14 protein-coding genes are annotated in these 16,664 nt (G+C 71.9%); 10 read left to right on the plus strand and 4 right to left on the minus strand.

What is annotated here, in order from left to right; translation table 11 throughout:
* Nucleotides 1-219: 219 nt before the first annotated feature.
* Nucleotides 220-1,077: a hypothetical protein gene (locus tag ACZ7LE_RS00370; RefSeq protein ID WP_470401442.1), complete on the minus strand. Its 858-nt coding sequence runs from the start codon at nt 1,075-1,077 to the stop codon at nt 220-222.
* 229 nt (nt 1,078-1,306) lie between these two features.
* On the opposite strand from ACZ7LE_RS00370, the gene ACZ7LE_RS00375 reads away from it, so the two are divergent.
* The 9 genes from ACZ7LE_RS00375 to ACZ7LE_RS00415 all read left to right on the plus strand — a co-directional run bounded on the left by ACZ7LE_RS00375 (nt 1,307) and on the right by ACZ7LE_RS00415 (nt 12,106).
* On the plus strand, nt 1,307-1,642 hold the full coding sequence (locus ACZ7LE_RS00375) for a hypothetical protein (protein WP_470401443.1): 336 nt from the start codon (nt 1,307-1,309) through the stop codon (nt 1,640-1,642).
* Complete coding sequence (locus ACZ7LE_RS00380; RefSeq protein ID WP_470401444.1) at nt 1,639-2,787, plus strand: hypothetical protein; 1,149 nt, start codon at nt 1,639-1,641, stop codon at nt 2,785-2,787. The genes ACZ7LE_RS00375 and ACZ7LE_RS00380 overlap by 4 nt, the downstream gene beginning before the upstream one ends.
* A 14-nt stretch (nt 2,788-2,801) precedes the next feature.
* Entirely contained in the window at nt 2,802-3,086 is a 285-nt protein-coding gene (locus tag ACZ7LE_RS00385) for a hypothetical protein (protein WP_285100538.1), read from the plus strand.
* Between the two features lie 115 nt (nt 3,087-3,201).
* Entirely contained in the window at nt 3,202-3,984 is a 783-nt protein-coding gene (locus ACZ7LE_RS00390; RefSeq protein ID WP_470401445.1) for a hypothetical protein, read from the plus strand.
* 6 nt (nt 3,985-3,990) lie between these two features.
* Nucleotides 3,991-6,522: an ATP-binding protein gene (locus ACZ7LE_RS00395; RefSeq protein WP_470401446.1), complete on the plus strand. Its 2,532-nt coding sequence runs from the start codon at nt 3,991-3,993 to the stop codon at nt 6,520-6,522.
* Nucleotides 6,519-8,516, plus strand: a complete 1,998-nt coding sequence (locus ACZ7LE_RS00400) for a hypothetical protein (protein ID WP_470401447.1) — start codon at nt 6,519-6,521, stop codon at nt 8,514-8,516. The genes ACZ7LE_RS00395 and ACZ7LE_RS00400 overlap by 4 nt, the downstream gene beginning before the upstream one ends.
* The gene (locus ACZ7LE_RS00405; protein WP_470401448.1) at nt 8,516-9,142 is read left to right on the plus strand and encodes a hypothetical protein; all 627 of its coding nucleotides are present in this window, start codon (nt 8,516-8,518) and stop codon (nt 9,140-9,142) included. Before ACZ7LE_RS00400 ends, ACZ7LE_RS00405 begins: the two co-directional genes overlap by 1 nt.
* Entirely contained in the window at nt 9,139-10,431 is a 1,293-nt protein-coding gene (locus tag ACZ7LE_RS00410) for a M23 family metallopeptidase (protein WP_470401449.1), read from the plus strand. Before ACZ7LE_RS00405 ends, ACZ7LE_RS00410 begins: the two co-directional genes overlap by 4 nt.
* Before the next feature lie 151 nt (nt 10,432-10,582).
* Nucleotides 10,583-12,106 carry an MDR family MFS transporter gene (locus ACZ7LE_RS00415; protein ID WP_470401450.1) on the plus strand — a complete coding sequence of 508 codons (1,524 nt, stop codon included), beginning with the start codon at nt 10,583-10,585 and terminating at the stop codon, nt 12,104-12,106.
* 268 nt (nt 12,107-12,374) lie between these two features.
* Here ACZ7LE_RS00415 and ACZ7LE_RS00420 read toward each other — a convergent pair whose 3' ends face one another.
* Nucleotides 12,375-13,718, minus strand: coding sequence for an SMI1/KNR4 family protein (locus tag ACZ7LE_RS00420; RefSeq protein ID WP_470401451.1), 1,344 nt, complete (start codon nt 13,716-13,718; stop codon nt 12,375-12,377).
* 60 nt (nt 13,719-13,778) lie between these two features.
* Between ACZ7LE_RS00420 and ACZ7LE_RS00425 the strand changes: the two genes are divergently transcribed.
* Entirely contained in the window at nt 13,779-14,729 is a 951-nt protein-coding gene (locus ACZ7LE_RS00425) for a ribose-phosphate diphosphokinase (protein ID WP_377227364.1), read from the plus strand.
* A gap of 62 nt (nt 14,730-14,791) precedes the next feature.
* On the opposite strand, the gene ACZ7LE_RS00430 is transcribed toward ACZ7LE_RS00425, so the two are convergent.
* Nucleotides 14,792-15,085, minus strand: coding sequence for a GIY-YIG nuclease family protein (locus ACZ7LE_RS00430; RefSeq protein WP_470401452.1), 294 nt, complete (start codon nt 15,083-15,085; stop codon nt 14,792-14,794).
* A gap of 85 nt (nt 15,086-15,170) precedes the next feature.
* Complete coding sequence (locus tag ACZ7LE_RS00435; RefSeq protein WP_470401453.1) at nt 15,171-16,607, minus strand: CCA tRNA nucleotidyltransferase; 1,437 nt, start codon at nt 16,605-16,607, stop codon at nt 15,171-15,173.
* Between the last annotated feature and the right edge of the window lie 57 nt (nt 16,608-16,664).

The raw sequence follows: 16,664 nt of genomic DNA on the forward strand, positions 1-16,664 counted from the left end.
GTCAAGGAGACTTCAAAAGTGTGGAGATGGCTTGAATATTGAGTGACCCTCAGACAATCCTTCGATGGCACGTCAGAACCACAGTTGTGGCATTGACTCTGCAGGTCAGGCATGAGATAGCGGGTCCCGGACAGAACGAGAGGGCCCCGCTGGCGGTGGGACCCTCTCGCGATGAGGCGAACTTCGGACGACTTCAGGGCATCACGCACCCCCCAGTGCTCAGCCCGTCGGCCGTCGTCGTCCCTCACCATCCCGTTCGCCCGGTTGTCCCCCAGACAGACCACCGGACTGAACGGCTTCCGCCAGCCGTCGCACTGCGCGACTCGCCCGCTGGCGCAAGGCTGCGTGCGAGATGCCCAGCTCGTGGGCCACCCGCCGCTGATAGTTCCCGCGACCCGAGCCGAGCTCGGCGTACTCCGGGAGATCGGGGTCCGGCGCGTAGAGCCGCGCCAGAAGTGCTGACTCGTCCCGCGTGAGGACGTCCTTGTCCAGCCCCCACGCGATGACGTCGAGGACCTCGCCCGTGGGGCCCAGGGACAGGCTCGCGAGCGAGTAGACCGCGTCGGGTCCGGGCTCGGGCACGGTCGGCCGCTCGAGGACGGTCAGCATGTCCGTGTCGGTGGGGATCTCCGCCACCTGGGGTCCGCGGCTCGCCCGGCCGCCCCGGGCGTGCGGAGCCCGGTCGCCGACGACGCGCGTCAGTGTGTGTCCCTGCAGCCGCATCGCGACCCGGCTGCTGCGCTCGAGGTCGTAGTGGGTGATCGCGTCCCACATCGCGGCGGCGGCCTCCTGCTCGAGGTCCTGCACGTCCGGGTAGTGCCGGCGCGACCGGCGCACGATGGTGCGGACCGCGGGCAGCATGCACTGCAGCACCGCGCGCCCGGCGGCGAAGCTGCCGCTCGCGTGCTCGACGATGAGCGCGTACAGCACCTCGTCCGCCTCGTCGGGCGCGAGCCGCACGGGCTCACCCCGCCGCAGTCCCGCGAGCCGGGGGAACCGTGCGACGAAGCGGTCGATCTCGGTGGCGAACGATCGCGTACGGACCAGGTCTGCCCAGTCGTGGTCAAGCTCTCGCATCAGCGTTCCTGATGCCGGCGCCGGTGTGCGTGCAGGCATGGCGGTTCCCCCCTCCGTCTGCCCCGAGTCCATCGGGAGGGTGTTGCCCGCCACTGTTGCCCGCTCGTTCCAGGCCCATGTGACCTGCGTCACACTCGGCCAAAACCCCTGCTCGACCGATGTCACACGAACACATCACCAGCCATTTGTGCTGAGCAGACGCAACTGACGGATCAACGGGAGAGGCGAGATGAGCAAGGACGAGCTCGACCAGGCGCCCGGCGCCGGACTCGGCAGCACCGACCTCGGCAGTACGGATACGGATCTGCAGGCCGCGGACCCCGGTCCGACGGCCTTCGACCACACGTGGTCCCTGCTCCGGGACACCGCCGAGGTGCATGCCGCACGCGGTGAGGTGGCGCCCGTGGTGCGCGACCTCATCGCATCGCTCGCCGAGGACCCCCTCGGCGAGAACGACACGACGATCCGCCTGACCGAGGCGCTCGACAGCCCCCGCGTGCGCAGCGCGCGCGAGGCCCGCGCGCGCATCCGGGCGGACCTGCAGAACGAGGTGCACACGCGATGAGCTCGCTCCTCGTGCGCCGTCGGGGCAAGAAGGCCGCCAAGCCGGCCGAGCTGCCCGGCCCCGCCGACGGCGCCACCGGCACCGCCTCCCCCTGGGCGGGCGGTCCCGACCGGCCCGCACCGCCCGCGTCGTCGGGCGGCGGAGGTGCGGACGACGACCCGCCGCCCGCCGTCGTGGAGTGGTCCAACGGTCCCGCCCTGGCCACGAAGGCCTGGGGCGCGCTGCTCGCGCTGGCGCTGCTCGCCGGACCCGCCGCCCTGGTGTGGACCGCGCTGCGGCCCGCGCCGGCCCCCGTCACCGCGGCCGCGGGCACGGCGAGCACCGCGGAGTCCGCCGCCGCGACCGAGCGCGCGGTCGAGCTCGTGGAGACCTGGCTGCGGGCCGACAGCAACGACCAGCAGCTCATCGCCTCCCTGACGAACGCACCGGTCGGCACTCTCCCCCAGGAGGGCCAGACCATCCGCGACTCGTCGGTGGCACAGGTCGAGGAGGCGGAGAACGACGTCTGGTCGGTGACCGTCGGCGTCGACGTCGCCGAGCCCGCCCCGGGTTCGACGCCCCCGCCCGCCGACGCACAGGCGAAGGAAGGCGAGCAGGCCGAGGTCCCGCTCGTGTGGGTGCGCCGCTACTTCCAGGTGCCGGTCCTCGTGCAGCGCACGGACACCCGGTACTCCGGCCCGGACCTCGCGGTCACGGCCCTCGCGCTGCCGTCGCCCGTCCCCGGTCCCGCGGCCGCCGCCGACCCGCCGGACCTCGACTACTCCGAGACCATCTCCCCGACGTCGCCGGCGGGCCAGTCCGTGGCCGGGTTCCTCGCGGCCATGGTCGCGGGCGACGGCGAGATCACGCGCTACCTGCGCCCCGGCACCTCCGTCTCGGCCGTGACCCCGGCCCCGTACACGGCAGTGGCCGTGACGGGCATCAAGGGCTCGCACGAGGTCACGGAGGACCCGGCCGACGGCGACGGCACGCACGCCCTCACCACCGTCGAGCTCACGCGGCTCGACGGCAACAAGACGACCGCCCAGTACGTCCTCACGCTCGTCGCGCGGGACGGCCGCTGGGAGGTTGCCGGCGTTGAGCCGGCTGTCCGTATCGACACGACGCCAACCGGCACGACCGACCCCGGCACCGCCGGGGAGTAACGAAGGAGAGAACCATGATCAGCGAGATCGTTATGGCCGACGGCTTCCTCGACCTCATCACCGTGAAGTCCGAGGAGGTCAAGAGCGCGATCGAGTCCGTGACCTTCGTGGTCGTCATCCTCATGGTCGTCATCACCGCGGTGAAGACCAAGATGTCGATCGCGGCCATCCTGATGTCCGCGATCGTGGGCGGGATCGTCCTGTGGCTCGTGAACGGTGGCATCAACGTCACCTCCGAGCTCGCCCGGGACGAGTTCGACTCCGCTCCGGCGATCGTGAACACGCAGACCGTCCTCTGACGGTCGCGGGAGCAGGGCAGCAGGTCAGGAACATGGGCATGGCGCTGGGGGCAAGACACAGGGTTGGTCGGACGGGCGCCTTCGCGCGCCCGGCGTGTGGTGAGGAGGGTGTCCGGTGACCGAGACCGCGAAGTTCTACACGAAGGCCCGACGCATCCCCATGCTCGTGGGGAAGCTGCCCAGCGGCGGGCGCATCTGGGGTGGTCCGTACACCATCACCCAGGTGGGAGCGGGCGCCGTGGTGGCGTTCGCCCTGTGGAAGACCGCCCCCTTGTGGGCGCAGCTCGGCGGTTTCATGAACATCGTGGTCGCCGTCGGGGTGGTCGTCGGGGTGGTCTGGGCCACCGGCAAGCTGCCGAGCTCCGGGCGCAACCCGGTCGCGTTCGTCATGGACGCGATGAACCTGACGTCGAGCCCGGGCCGTCTCGTGGGCGGACAGGTCTCCCTGCCCAAGCCCCGCCTGCTGACGCACCGCGTCATGGTCGTGGTGCCGGGTGCCGCGGTCCGGAGCGAGCGGCTCACCGAGCCGACGCCGCGCATCGTCGTACCCGTCGGCACTGCCGGGGCGACGCGACCCGTCGTCGTGCAGCCGGTGCCGACCGAGCTGCTGCCGGAGCTGACCAGCCGCGGTCCCGCGGACGCCACGTTCGAGGGCCGCCGGCTCGACCCGGGGCCCGGGCCGCGGACCGGCCACCAACCAGGACGGCAACCGGACCCGCAGCCCGCAGCACAACCCGCCGCACCTCCCGGCAGACGCTCGCCGGCGGACTGGGCGGCAGCAGCCGCGACCGCCGCGGCGGACCGCAGGAACGCCGACCTCACCGGCGTCGGCCAGCTGCTGGCCGGGAAGCCGAAGAACACCGACCGCCCCGCACCGACCACCCCGCGAGAGGACTGAGCCCCCATGCTGAGCCACATCTCGGCCCTGACGGACGGCCTCATGTGGACCCGCACCGGGACCGTGTGGGCGGTCTGGCGCGTGTCACCCGTTCCCTACGCGTTCCAGCCGGACGACAAGAAGCACGCCGCGCGGCGGCACCACACCGCGCTGTACCGCGCGCTGCGCGGCGAGTCCCTGCACCTCGGCCTGACGGCGGCCACCGACCCGGCGTCGGTGGTGCTCTCGATGATCGAGGGCGTCGACCTGTCGGAGCGCGAGGCCTGGGCCGCCGAGTGCGAGGCCACCCTCGACTTCCTGGAGCAGATCCCGATCGGGCGCCGCGTCCACTGGATCGCCGCACCGCTGGCGAACCCGGGCGCCAAGGCGTTCCTGGAGCCGCTGCAGGCGAGCTGGACCACGCTGCAGGACACGCTGATGATGCCGCGGTCCGTGCCGGGCCGGCACGCGATCGGCGAGCGGGCCGCCCAGGCGGAGGCGCTGCGCAAGGAGATGCCCTCGGCGTTCGACCCCCAGCCGGCGTCGGTGGCGGAGATGGCCTGGATGTTCGGCCACGCGATGCAGCGCGGCCTCGGGCTGGACACGGCGGTCCCGGTCGACGGGTCGCTGGACGCCGAGATGCACCTGTCCGGTCCCTCGGTCCTGCCGTCCGCGCTCGTGGACCCGGCCGGGCAGACGGACTCGGAGAAGAAGCTGGGGCCGCTGCAGATCCTGAAGCGGCCGTACGTGAAGGTGCTCGACCCGACCAACCCCGAGCTCGCGTCGTACCAGACGACGCTCGTGGTGAGCGACACGCCGTCCGGCGGGATCGTCTACCCGGGGTGCGAGTGGATCGGGCGTGTCGACGAGTCGGGTGTGCCCTGTGACTGGGCCATCCGCATGACGGTGCGCTCGCGCGACGAGGTGACCAACCGCAACCGGCGCGCGGTGCGGACCCTCAACGACCAGTTCGACCAGCGCTCCGAGGAGGAGCGGGCCGGGTCGTCCCTGGACACGACGGCGCGCGCGCTGGGCGAGTACCAGGCGGTCATGGACGCCGACGAGCTGGAGGTCGAGGTCGACGCCACCACGATGTTCACGGTCTCGGGCCACACCCCGGAGCAGGCCCTGGACGACGCCCGCGACCTGACCAAGTACTTCGCGGCCATGCAGTTCTCGCTGCGGACGGACCCCACGATCCAGCCGACCCTCTTCGAGGCCACCCTGCCGGGCATGCCCACGCCGCGCGCGGTGCGGGAGTACTCGCAGATCACGACGGCGCGGGCCTTCTCCGCCGCCGTGCCCTTCGCGACGACCGAGCTCGGCGACACCTCCGGCGCGCTGTTCGCCCTGGAGATCTCCAACGGCGCGGCCCGGCCCAACCCGGTGTTCGTGAACCTGGCGGGCGCCACCGACAAGCTGGACGTCGCGCTCGCGATGGGCTTCGTGGGCGAGCTGGGCTCGGGCAAGTCGGTGAGCATGAAGACCGTGGCCATGGACAACGTGGACATGGGCGCCACGCTCATGGCGGTGGACCACACCGAGATGGGCGAGTGGGGCATCGCCGTCTCGGAGATCCCCGGCTCGCAGGTCGTGGAGATCTCCGAGGACGCGACGGTGTCCATGGACCCGCTGCGGATCCTGCCGCCCGCGCAGGCACCGCGGGTCGCGCGCGCCTTCCTCACGGTGCTGCTGTCGGTGCAGACCAAGTCCGAGCAGAACGTGCTGCTGTCCAAGGTGCTGCAGACCGAGTACATGTGGCGGCACAAGATCACGTCGCTCGGCTCGCTCGCCCGGCACCTCGAGGAGGACTGCGAGTACCCGGGTGCCCGGATGCTGGCCGACGAGATGCGCATCTTCTCCGAGCTGGACTTCGGGCGCGCCCTCTTCGACGACACCCTGCCCCCGCTCGACCTGAGCTCGCCCGCGATCGTGCTGCACACGCACAAGATGCAGCTGCCCTCGCGCGCCGACATGGAGCACGGGCACCTGTTCGCCGAGCTCAAGGCGGAGAAGGTGTTCGGCCGCGCCACGTTCGCGCTCATCGCGGCCCTCGCCCGCTACCGCTGCTTCGCGGACCGTTCACGGCTCGACATCTTCGCCGCCGACGAGGCGTCCAAGACCATGTCGTCCCCGGAGGCGGCCGAGGAGATCGGCACGTTCATCCGCGACGGCCGTAAGCACAAGGCCGCGCTGCTGCTCGGCAGCCACGACGCCGAGGAGGACTTCGGCAACGAGGTGGTGCGCGGTCTGATCCCGTTCCGCGTGCTGCTGCGCCACCGCGACTCCAACCTCGCCCGCAGAGGCCTGCGCTGGCTGCACGGCCTGCCGACCGACGCCCCCGTGGACGAGGGCCTGGTCAAGCTGGTCACCGAGGGCACCGCCCCGGTGACGGACGCCGCCGTCGGCGTGGTCGAGGAGCGCCGCGGGGAGTGCCTCATCCGCGACTTCCAGGCCCGGTACGGCCGGGCGAAGGTCATGGCGCCGCTCGTGGAGAAGCGCGCCCAGACGGTCAAGACGACGCCGACCAGCTCGACCGGTGCGGTGATCGGGGCATGATCGGGCTGGCGCCCCTCCCGTTCGCCGACCCGCAGGGTGGGCTGAACCTGGAGGACACCCAGGGCGTGGCCGTCGACCGGTTCATGCTCCAGTGGGACACGGGCTCGCCGTGGAACCCGCTCAACGTCGACTCCGAGATCTTCTCCACCCTCGCCGGCATGTTCTGGGTCTGGTACCGCGACATGGTCGCGGTGCAGATCTGGGTGCTCGACTGGGTGCTCGGCATGGACTGGCTCGGCTACATCCTGGCGCCGCTGGCCGGGCTGAGCATCATCGTGCAGGGCATGGTCGCGCAGATCGGCCTGCTCAACCTGATGCTCATCATCCTGGCGTTCGTCGTGGGGTTCTGGCTGCTCAAGGGCCGGTACGCGGGCGGCTTCATGGAGCTGCTCATCGGCTGCGTCATCGCCGCCCTGGCCACCGGGTTCCTCGCCAACCCCATGGCGACCATCGGCGGCGAGCAGGGCGTCATCATGCAGTCCCGCAACGCCGGCATGGACATCGCCACGGGCTTCGCCACCGAGGGGGCGTCGTTCCAGCGGGACTCCACCGTGATCCGGGACGGCCTCAAGGGCCAGCTCGTGGACACGCTGCTGCGCGCGCCGCACCAGATCATCAACTACGGCTCGGTCATCGACGGCACGGGCTGCGAGGACGTCTACACCGAGAACGTGGGCCGGGAGAACGCCGTCGACGAGATCGGCGGGTGCGACGCGGCCTACCAGGAGGCGGCCTCCACGGTCGACGCCGGCACGGTCGTCTCGACGCTCAGCCTGCTCACCACCGGGTTCGTGTTCCTGCTGCTGTCCGTGGTGATCGTGGGCGGCACCATCTTCGCGGTGCTGCTGCTGGGCTGGTCGGCCATCAAGCTGCTCTGGCAGCTACCGGTCGGCGTGATCTCCAGCGGCACGCGGGCGCAGCTCTTCCGCACGTTCGCGAGCGTGGGCTTCGGCTGCATCCTCGTCGCGATGGCCACGATGTTCCTCGTCGCCTGGATGAAGATGCTGCTCGGCTTCTACGACGCGACGAGCGGCCTGCCCTTCCTCGTGCGCCTGTACCTCTTCAACACCCTGGTCGTCGCGGGCGCCGTGTTCTACGTGCTCATGGGTGCGAGCGTGCGGCAGGGCCTGCGGACGCTGGCCGACAAGCTCGCGGCCGCCGGCGTGCCCTCCCAGATCGGCGAGCCCGCCGCGATGCCGTGGGACGGCACCGCCAAGTGGCGCGACCGGTACAACAAGGCCAAGTCCTGGGCGGGCGTCGGGCTCGGCCCGGCCCCGGTGCAGCCGAACAGCAACGCGGTGGAGGTCGACGGCGACGACGCGCCGGCCGCAGGACCGTCCGCCATGGACGGCACGCCCGGTGGGGGCACCGTCGGCGGTGCCGCGGCAGGGGCGGCCGCCGGAGCCGTCGCGGGGCGCGCAGCAGGAGACGACAACCGCACGGTCCCCATCCCGGTCGACGCCGCCGGACCCGATGCCGGACCCGACGGCGGGCCGGGCACCGGAGCCGGTGGCGGCAACGCCTGGAGCACCGCCGCCCGCACCGTCCAGGACGGTTCGCCCGACGGCGGACGCGGGGCCGGCGACCAGGTGCCCGACGCGACGAACGTCGGCGAGAAGGCGGGGAACGAGCCGTCTCCCCACCTGCCGCCGACGGCCGGCGAACGGCTCAGCGACCGGCTCGGCAGCGCGGGCCGCGCGGGGACGTCGATCGCGCTGCAGGCGGGTGCGATGGTCGCGAGCGGCGGCACGTCCGCCGCGGCGGCCGGCGCCTCCAAGGCCCTGACCGTCGTCCGCAAGGCCGGACAGGCCAAGCAGGTGCTGGGCGCCGTGCGTGGCCTCGGGCGGCGGGGCGAGCGGTCGCAGAGCGCGGCGCGGCTCGCCCAGTCCCTCAACGCCGCGCGCCAGGGCGGTGCGGCACCAGGCGCCGGACCGCAGCCCTCCGCCATCGTGCACAACCCGGGACGACGTCAGATGCGAGAGCTGGGCCGCTGATGAAACGCACGGTGATCGTGGTGCTGACGGTGGTCGCCCTCGCGATCGGGACCTGGATCGGCTGGCCCCGCGAGGGCGGTCCCGCGGCCGACCCGACCGCGGAGGTGAACCCGGGTGCCGTCGCTCCCGGGAGCCAGGACGACTTCGACAACCCCGTGGGCACGTCCGACGACGCCGACGACGCGGCCGCCACCGAGGAGGTCGACGGCGAGCCGGCGGCCGGCGATCCAGCGGTCGAGGTGACGGCCGAGCCGGAGTTCGACGAGGCCGCGCCCACCGAGCCCATCGAGGCGACGTGGAACGACACCGTGCGCCAGGCCGCCCGGGACGCCGCGGTCGCGACCATCAGCGCGTTCGCCGCCACCGACCAGGCCGAGGACGCGTGGTGGGACGGTCTGAAGCCGCTGCTGACGCCGCAGGCGCAGCCCGTCTACCAGGACGTCGACCCGCGCCTCGTCCCGGTCACCGACGTGACCGGTGACCCGGAGGTCACCGACGAGACGTCCACGCTGCTCGCGGAGGTCGCGGTACCCACCGACGTCGGCCCGTACACGGTGCTCCTGACCCGGGCCGACGGCGGGGCGCCCTGGCTGGCCGAGCAGATCAGGCCGCCGGAGGGGTCGTGAGCGGGCGGGACACCGTCGGGCTGGCGACGCGGGTCGTGTCGCAGGCGGCCCGGTCCGCGCGGTCGGGCAACGGCAGGAAGAAGGACGACGGGACCCGGCGCGCGGTGCTCGTGCTGGCCGTCCTGGTCGCGGCCGTCCTGGCGGTGCCCGCGGCCGTGGTCGCGATGGTCGTGCTGGTGGGCGGCGCCGTGAGCGAGAACCAGTCGCAGAACGGCTGCAGCATGTCGGCGTCGGTGGTGCCGGCGGGCGGCCAGCTGCCGGCGGCCGGCGGCTTCACGGGTGAGCAGCTGCAGAACGCCGCGGTGATCCTGCAGGTGGGCCAGGAGCGCGGGGTCCCGGCCCGCGCACAGGCCGTCGCGGTGATGACGGCGCTCGGCGAGTCCGGCATGCGCAACCTGAACTACGGCGACGACCGCTTCGGGGTCCGCAACCCGGACGGCTCGCTGACCTCCTCGATCGGCATGTTCCAGGAGCAGAAGTGGTACGGCACGGTCGAGGAGCGCCTCGACCCCGTGCAGTCGTCCGGCCGGTTCTACGACCGGCTGCTCGCCGTCACCGGCTGGGAGACGCTGGAGCCGACGATCGCCGCCCACAAGGCGCAGCGCAACGCCGACCCGTACCACTACCAGAAGTACTGGGACCAGGCGCTCCAGGTGATCCAGCTGGTCAGCGGTGCCGACTCGGAGGACCTCGAAGCGATCTCCCGGTCCATCCAGGGCTCCGCGGCTGCCGCTCCCTGCATGTCCGGCTCCATCGGGCAGGCCGCCGTCAGCGCCGGCGGCTGGGCCAACCCGGCGGTCGGGTCGAAGGCGTCCGGGTTCGGTCCCCGCAGCACCGGCATCGCCGGGGCGTCGACCTACCACCTCGGCCAGGACATCGCGGCGTCCTGCGGCACCCAGGTGTACGCGGCCGCGGCCGGGCGCGTGGTGATCTCGGGCGCGACCGGCTGGGGCACCGGCAACACGATCCGCATCGAGCACGGCATGGGCCTCGACTCGACGTACGGCCACCTGCTCACCGGCACCAACCTGGTGCGCGTGGGCCAGACGGTGCAGGCGGGTCAGCAGATCGCCTCGATGGGCGGTGACTCGCGCATCGACCCGGCGGGCGCCGGCACGTCGTCGGGCTGCCACCTGCACTACGAGGTGCGGATGAACGGCCAGGCCGTGGACCCGGAACCGTTCATGGCCGGGCAGGGCGTGACGCTCGGCGTCGCGACGCCGGTCACCGAGCCCGTCGCCCCGGACGGGTCGGACCGGTCGGACGGCACCGATGCCTCGGCGAACTGACCGATGATTTCTGCTGACCGCAGACGTCGACAAAAACAGGTCGCGATCGTCATCGGGAATACCGGACGATGATCCGGCGTCGTTAGACGTAGGTCGTGTGCAATGTCGCTCTCGATCTCGGCCCGCGTTCCGTACCGAGAGGGCATACCCCGTGACGACCGAAATCCTTGACACCGCTGATCCGCTGGACGACCGTTCAGCCACCCGACCGCCGTCGGGCAGCGTCGACGCGCCCGCACCGGTGCGCGCCGACAAGCTCGCCCCCGGCCACTTCCGTGCCATCGCGCTGTTGATGGCGAGCGCCTTCACCGTAATCCTCAACGAGACCACCATGTCGGTGGCCCTGCCGCCGATCATGGACGAGCTGGGCGTGACCCCGACGGTCGGCCAGTGGCTCACCACGGCCTTCCTGCTGACGATGGCGGTCGTCATCCCGGCGACCGGGTTCCTCATCAACCGGCTCGGCACACGTGGCGCGTACCTGCTGGCGATGTCCCTGTTCACCGTCGGCACCGCCCTGGCGATGATCGCGCCCGGGTTCGGGGTCCTGGTGACGGGCCGCGTCGTGCAGGCGACCGGTACAGCCATCATGATGCCGCTGCTCATGACCACGATCATGACCATCGTGCCCCCGCACATGCGCGGCCGGGTCATGGGCAACGTCGGTCTGGTCATCGCGGCGGCGCCGGCGCTCGGCCCCACGCTGTCCGGCGCGATCCTGGAGCCGCTCGGCTGGCGCGGCGTGTTCGGCGTGGTCCTGCCGATCTCGGTGCTGGCGCTGGTCGCCGGCCTGCTCTGGATCCGCGATGTCAACGACAAGGAGCACCACACGCTCGACCCGCTGTCCCTGCTGCTCACCCTGGTCGCGTTCGGCGGCCTGGTGTGGGGCCTGTCGGGTCTCGGTGAGGGCGCGCACGCGGGTGGCGGCGTGAACCCGTGGATCCCGCTGGGCGCGGGCATCGTGTTCCTCGGGCTGTTCGTGTGGCGGCAGATCGTGCGGCAGCGCACCGACTCCGCGCTGCTGGACCTGCGCACGTTCCTCGAGCCCAACTTCCGGGTGGCGATCGGCATCATGGCGGTCGCGATGCTCGCGATGCTGGGCACCCTGATCGTCCTGCCGCTGGTGCTGCAGGAGGCGATGGGCCTGACGCCGCTCCAGTCCGGGCTGATCGTGCTGCCCGGCGCGCTCGCGATGGGTCTTCTGGGCCCGGTCGTGGGCCGGTGGTACGACCGCGTGGGACCGCGTCCGATCCTCGTGCCCGGCACGGTGCTCGTGACGCTCGGCATCGGTATGCTCGCGTTCCTGCACCCCGGCATCTCGCCGTTCTACGTGCTCGCCGCGCACATCCTGCTGAGCCTGGGCCTGGCCGCGGTGTTCACGCCGCTGTTCAGCGCGGCGCTCGGGGTGCTCAAGCCGCACCAGTACTCGCACGGCTCGGCCACGATCAACACGGTGCAGCAGGTCGCGGGTGCCGCGGGTATCGCGCTGTTCATCGCGATCATGACGCTCCGCTCGGACACGCTGACCGCCGCCGGGGAGTCCGCTGCCGACGCACTCACGTCCGGTGCGAGCCTGGCGTTCGGGATCGGCGCCGGCGTCATGGCGCTGACCATCGCTCTGGCCGCGCTGATCAAGCGGCCCGAGACCGACGGCGAGTTCCACGGCGGGCACTGACCCCTGAGCGGCCGGCCGCCGCGCGCCTGACGAGGGCGGGAACCCACCCGGGTTCCCGCCCTCGTCGCGTCTGACGGCCGAGCGGCCGAGGGCAAGGGGGCACCCGACCAGCACCTGTCGGCGCTCCTGAATCTCATTCGGGCTGGCCCCGACATATCCGGCTGTGCCGGACTGTTCAGCGCAGCCGGACTTCCTGGTTCCTGGCCGGCCGAAGTTCAGCTCCCCCGGCACCCTCTGACCGGATGAGCCTTCCGTCGGAGCGGACCCGTCAGCGATCGAAGAGCCGGCCGAGCAGGCCTTTCCGCTCCACGTGACCTGCGCGTTCCACGGACGGCGCTCGCTCCGCACCCGCCTCGCCGGCCGGACGAACCAGCCGCGTGACCTCGATCAGTGACTGACCGCGCAGCTCCAGCAGCCGGTTCGCCACCGCGATCGTGTCGGCGAGCGCCGGCGGGTGCGCCCGATCGGGCAGGAGCCCGGCGGCCTTGAGACCGAGCGGTACGGACCCGGCGTCGAGCCGCGCCGTCCAGCCGGCCGGGTCCAGGTTCAGGAACTCGACGTCCGACGCCGGTCCCGCGCCGTCGCCGTCCGGCCGGTCGCCGTCCCGCCGGTCCGCAGGCTCGCCGGAGACCTGCTCCCCCGCGGCGGACGTCACCGCTTCCTCCCCCACGAGCAGGGCCGCGAGGCTCTCCGCCCGATACCCCGCCCCCGCGTGCTGCTCGTGGTCGAGCAGCACGATCTGACCCACGTACCCGTGCGGTCCGGGCGCGAGGTCGGCGGCATAGACGTTCCCGGCGCCGTCGGTCCCCACGGGGCACCAGAGCGGCGACCCGATCGCGGCCTGCACCCGGCCGGCCGGGTCCTTCGGGGCGAACGTGTCGGCGTCCGCGCTCCAGGTGTCGAAGCGGGCCGCGGGCAGGAACGCCTCGCGGAGAAAGCTCCCGCTGAGCGGCACGATCTCGAACCCGGCGAACCGGCCCGGCTCCTCCGCGAGCTTGAGGCTGCCCGAGCCTGCAGCCCCGTAGAGCGCCCGTACCTCGTCGGGCAGCCGCGCGCCGGCGGGCAGCGCGGCCTCGGCCTCGTCGATCTCCGCGGGCGGTGCGCCGACGGCGTCGGGCAGCCGCTCCGCGACGAGCTGAGCCACGGCGCCGGGATCGGCCGACGCCGCCGGCGCACCGTCCGTCGGCGGCGCGATCGTCGCCGCGTACTGCGCCGGGAGCGCGCCCGGCTCCAGCACCACCTCGAGCACCGGCGTGACCGGCCCCGGAACGACCGCGGACGGGAGCGCGACGAGCTCGACCGCGTCGTCGTCGGGGTGGGCACCGGCGACGACGCGCACCACCTGCTCGGTGTCGGGCAGGAGACCGGCGATCGCGCGCAGCGCGTCGTCGAGCTCGGCCTTCGGCCCGCGCCCGCCGGTCCGCGCAGCCTCCCGCGCGGCCTCGCGGTAGTGCGCGCGGCGGGCGGCGGCGTCGCCGTCGTCCGCGTAGGTGCCGTCCCACGCGCCGCGGCCGAGCGTGCCGACGAACTCGCTGACGTCCGTCCCGGGCGGTGCCGACCTGCGCAACGCGTCGACGAACGGTTCCCAGGTCTGCCACTCGGTGAGGCTCACGATCCACATGATGCCTGCTCCTGCTGGGCGTGTCGGCTCGACGTTCCGTAGACTCCAGCCATGGCCGAGGTGAGGGTCTTTGCCGGTACCGGTGGTCAGCGTTTCGCCCGGGAGATGTGCGCCGATCTCGACGTCCCGCTGAGCCCGATCAACATCCAGCGCTTCGCGAACGACTGCCTGCAGGTCCAGCTCCTGGAGAACTGCCGCGAGCGCGACGTCTATCTCGTGCAGCCCGTGGTGCGTCCCGCCCAGGAGAGCCTGATGGAGCTCCTGCTGATGATCGACGCCGCCAAGGGCGCGTCAGCCGCCCGGATCACCGCCGTCATGCCGCACTTCGCGTACGCGCGCTCGGACAAGAAGGACGCGCCGCGCATCTCGGTCGGCGGCCGCCTCGTCGCGGACCTGCTGGAGACGGCGGGCGTGAACCGGATCCTCACGATGACGCTGCACGCGCCGCAGGTCCACGCGTTCTTCCGGGTGCCGACCGATCAGCTCAACGCGCTGCGCGAGCTCGCGGCGCACTTCCTGCCGAGCGACCTGTCCAAGGCCACGGTGGTCTCCCCCGACCTGGGCAACGCGAAGAGCGCGTCGGCATTCGCGAAGATGCTCGGGGTGCCGGTCGCTGCGGCCGCTAAGGAGCGGTTCGACGGCGACCGGGTCGAGATCACGTCCCTGATCGGCGACGTCACCGGCCGCGACATCATCGTGCTCGACGACGAGATCGCGAACGGGTCCACGATCCTGGCGATCCTCGACCTGCTCCGCGAGCACGGCGCGCGCAGCGTCCGGATCGCATGCACGCACGGCATCTTCGCCAACGACGCCGCACACCGCATCGCGGCCGACCCCGACGTCGTCGAGATCGTCACCACCAACACCGTGCCGTCGACCGGGCTGCTGGCGCACGACAAGCTGTCCGTGATCAGCGTGGCCCCGGCCTTCGCCGAGGCGGTCCGCCGGATCCACAGCGGTGAGTCGGTCAGCGCCCTCTTCGACCCGACGCACGTCTGACGGCAGACCCGGCAGGCCAACCCCACGCTGGTCGAGCTTGTCGAGACCCCGCCAGCACCAGATCACTCGTCGATCTCGACCACCCGAGAACGTGCCAGGTCCGGGAGATCATCAAACCGGCCCTCGATCAGAGCAAGGCGTTTCGCCCGCGACCATCCCTGTACCTGTTTCTCCCGGAGGTACGCATCGTCGATGCGGGAGAACTCCTCGCAGTAGACCAGTTCCACAGGCCGACGACGCCGGGTGTATGCGGCGCCCTCGCCCTCGTTGTGCTGACCGATTCGACGCTCCAGGTCGACCGTGCTGCCGACGTAGAAGGAACCGTCGACGCATCTGAGGATGTACATGTGGGCCATCGACCGAGAGTGGCACTTGGAGCGGCGCGGTGTGGGCGAGTCTGTGGATAACTCGTGGTCTCGACAAGCTCGACCAGCGGTGCTGCTACCGCTCGGCCCACCACTTCTTGAGCTCCTCGGCCGCGACGTCCTCGCCCAGCGGGCCGCGTTCCATGCGCAGACCCAGCAGGTACTTGTACGCCTCGCCGACGGCGCGCGACGGCGAGATGCCGAGGATCTCCATGATCTGCGTCCCGTCGAGGTCCGGCCGGATCGCGTCGATCTCCTCCTGCTCGCGCAGTGCCACGATGCGGTTCTCCAGGTCGGTGTACGCGTCGGACAGTCGCTTGGCCTTGCGCTTGTTGCGCGTGGTCGAGTCGGCGCGGGTGAGGCGGTGCAGCCGCTCCAGGAGCGGGCCGGCGTCGGTCACGTAGCGCCGGACGGCGGAGTCGGTCCACGCGCCGTCGCCGTACCCGTGGAACCGCAGGTGCAGCTCGACGAGCCGCGACACGTCCTTGACCACCTGCTTCTCGTACTTGAGCGCCCGGAGCCGCTTGGTGGTGAGCTTGGCGCCCACCACCTCGTGGTGGTGGAAGCTCACCCCGCCGCCGGACTCGAACCGACGCGTGGCCGGCTTGCCGATGTCGTGCAGCAGGGCGGCGAGGCGGAGCACCAGGTCCGGCGCAGGCACCGCGCCGTCGGCCCCGGTCTCCTGCGCGATCGCCTGGTCGAGCACGGTGAGCGAGTGCTGGTAGACGTCCTTGTGCCGGTGGTGCTCGTCGATCTCTAGCTGCAGGGCCGGCAGCTCGGGCAGCACCTGCTCGGCGAGGCCGGTGTCGACCAGCACCTCGAGGCCCGCGCGCGGGTTGTCGCTCAGGATCAGCTTGGTGATCTCCGCCTGGACCCGCTCGGCCGAGACGATCTCGATCCGCTCGGCCATCGCGACCAGCGCGGCGAGCGTCCCTGGTTCCACGTGAAACGAGAGCTGGGCGGCGAACCGCGCGGCGCGCATCATGCGCAGCGGGTCGTCGTCGAACGAGCGCTCGGGCGCGATCGGGGTACGGAGCACCCCGGCGGCAAGGTCACCCAGCCCGTTGTACGGGTCGACGAAGGTCAGGTCGGGCACGCGGACCGCCATCGCGTTGACGGTGAAGTCGCGCCGGGACAGATCGCCGTCGAGGTTGTCGCCGAACTCCACGAGCGGCTTGCGGGACGCCGGGTCGTACTTGTCGGTGCGGTACGTCGTCACCTCGACCACGACGTCGCCCCGGCGCGCCCCGATCGTGCCGAACTCCTTGCCGATGTCCCAGTGCGCGTCCCCCCACTTGGCGAGGATCCGCTGCGTCTGGTCGGGTGAGGCCGACGTCGCGAAGTCGAGGTCGTTGCTCGTCCTGCCGAGGAAGGCGTCACGGACCGGACCGCCGACGAGCGACAGCTCGTGTCCGGCGGCGCGGAACTGCTCGCCCAGCTCGAGCGCGGCAGGCGCCATCTCGGTCAGCACGCCGAGCGCACGGCGCAACAGATCCTGTTCAGGGGTAGACACAGCCCAAGATTCTCCCAGACCCGGCACGGCCTCACTCACCGAGTGCACGCGCCGGGC

Source organism: Promicromonospora sp. NPDC110617 (assembly GCF_055598465.1).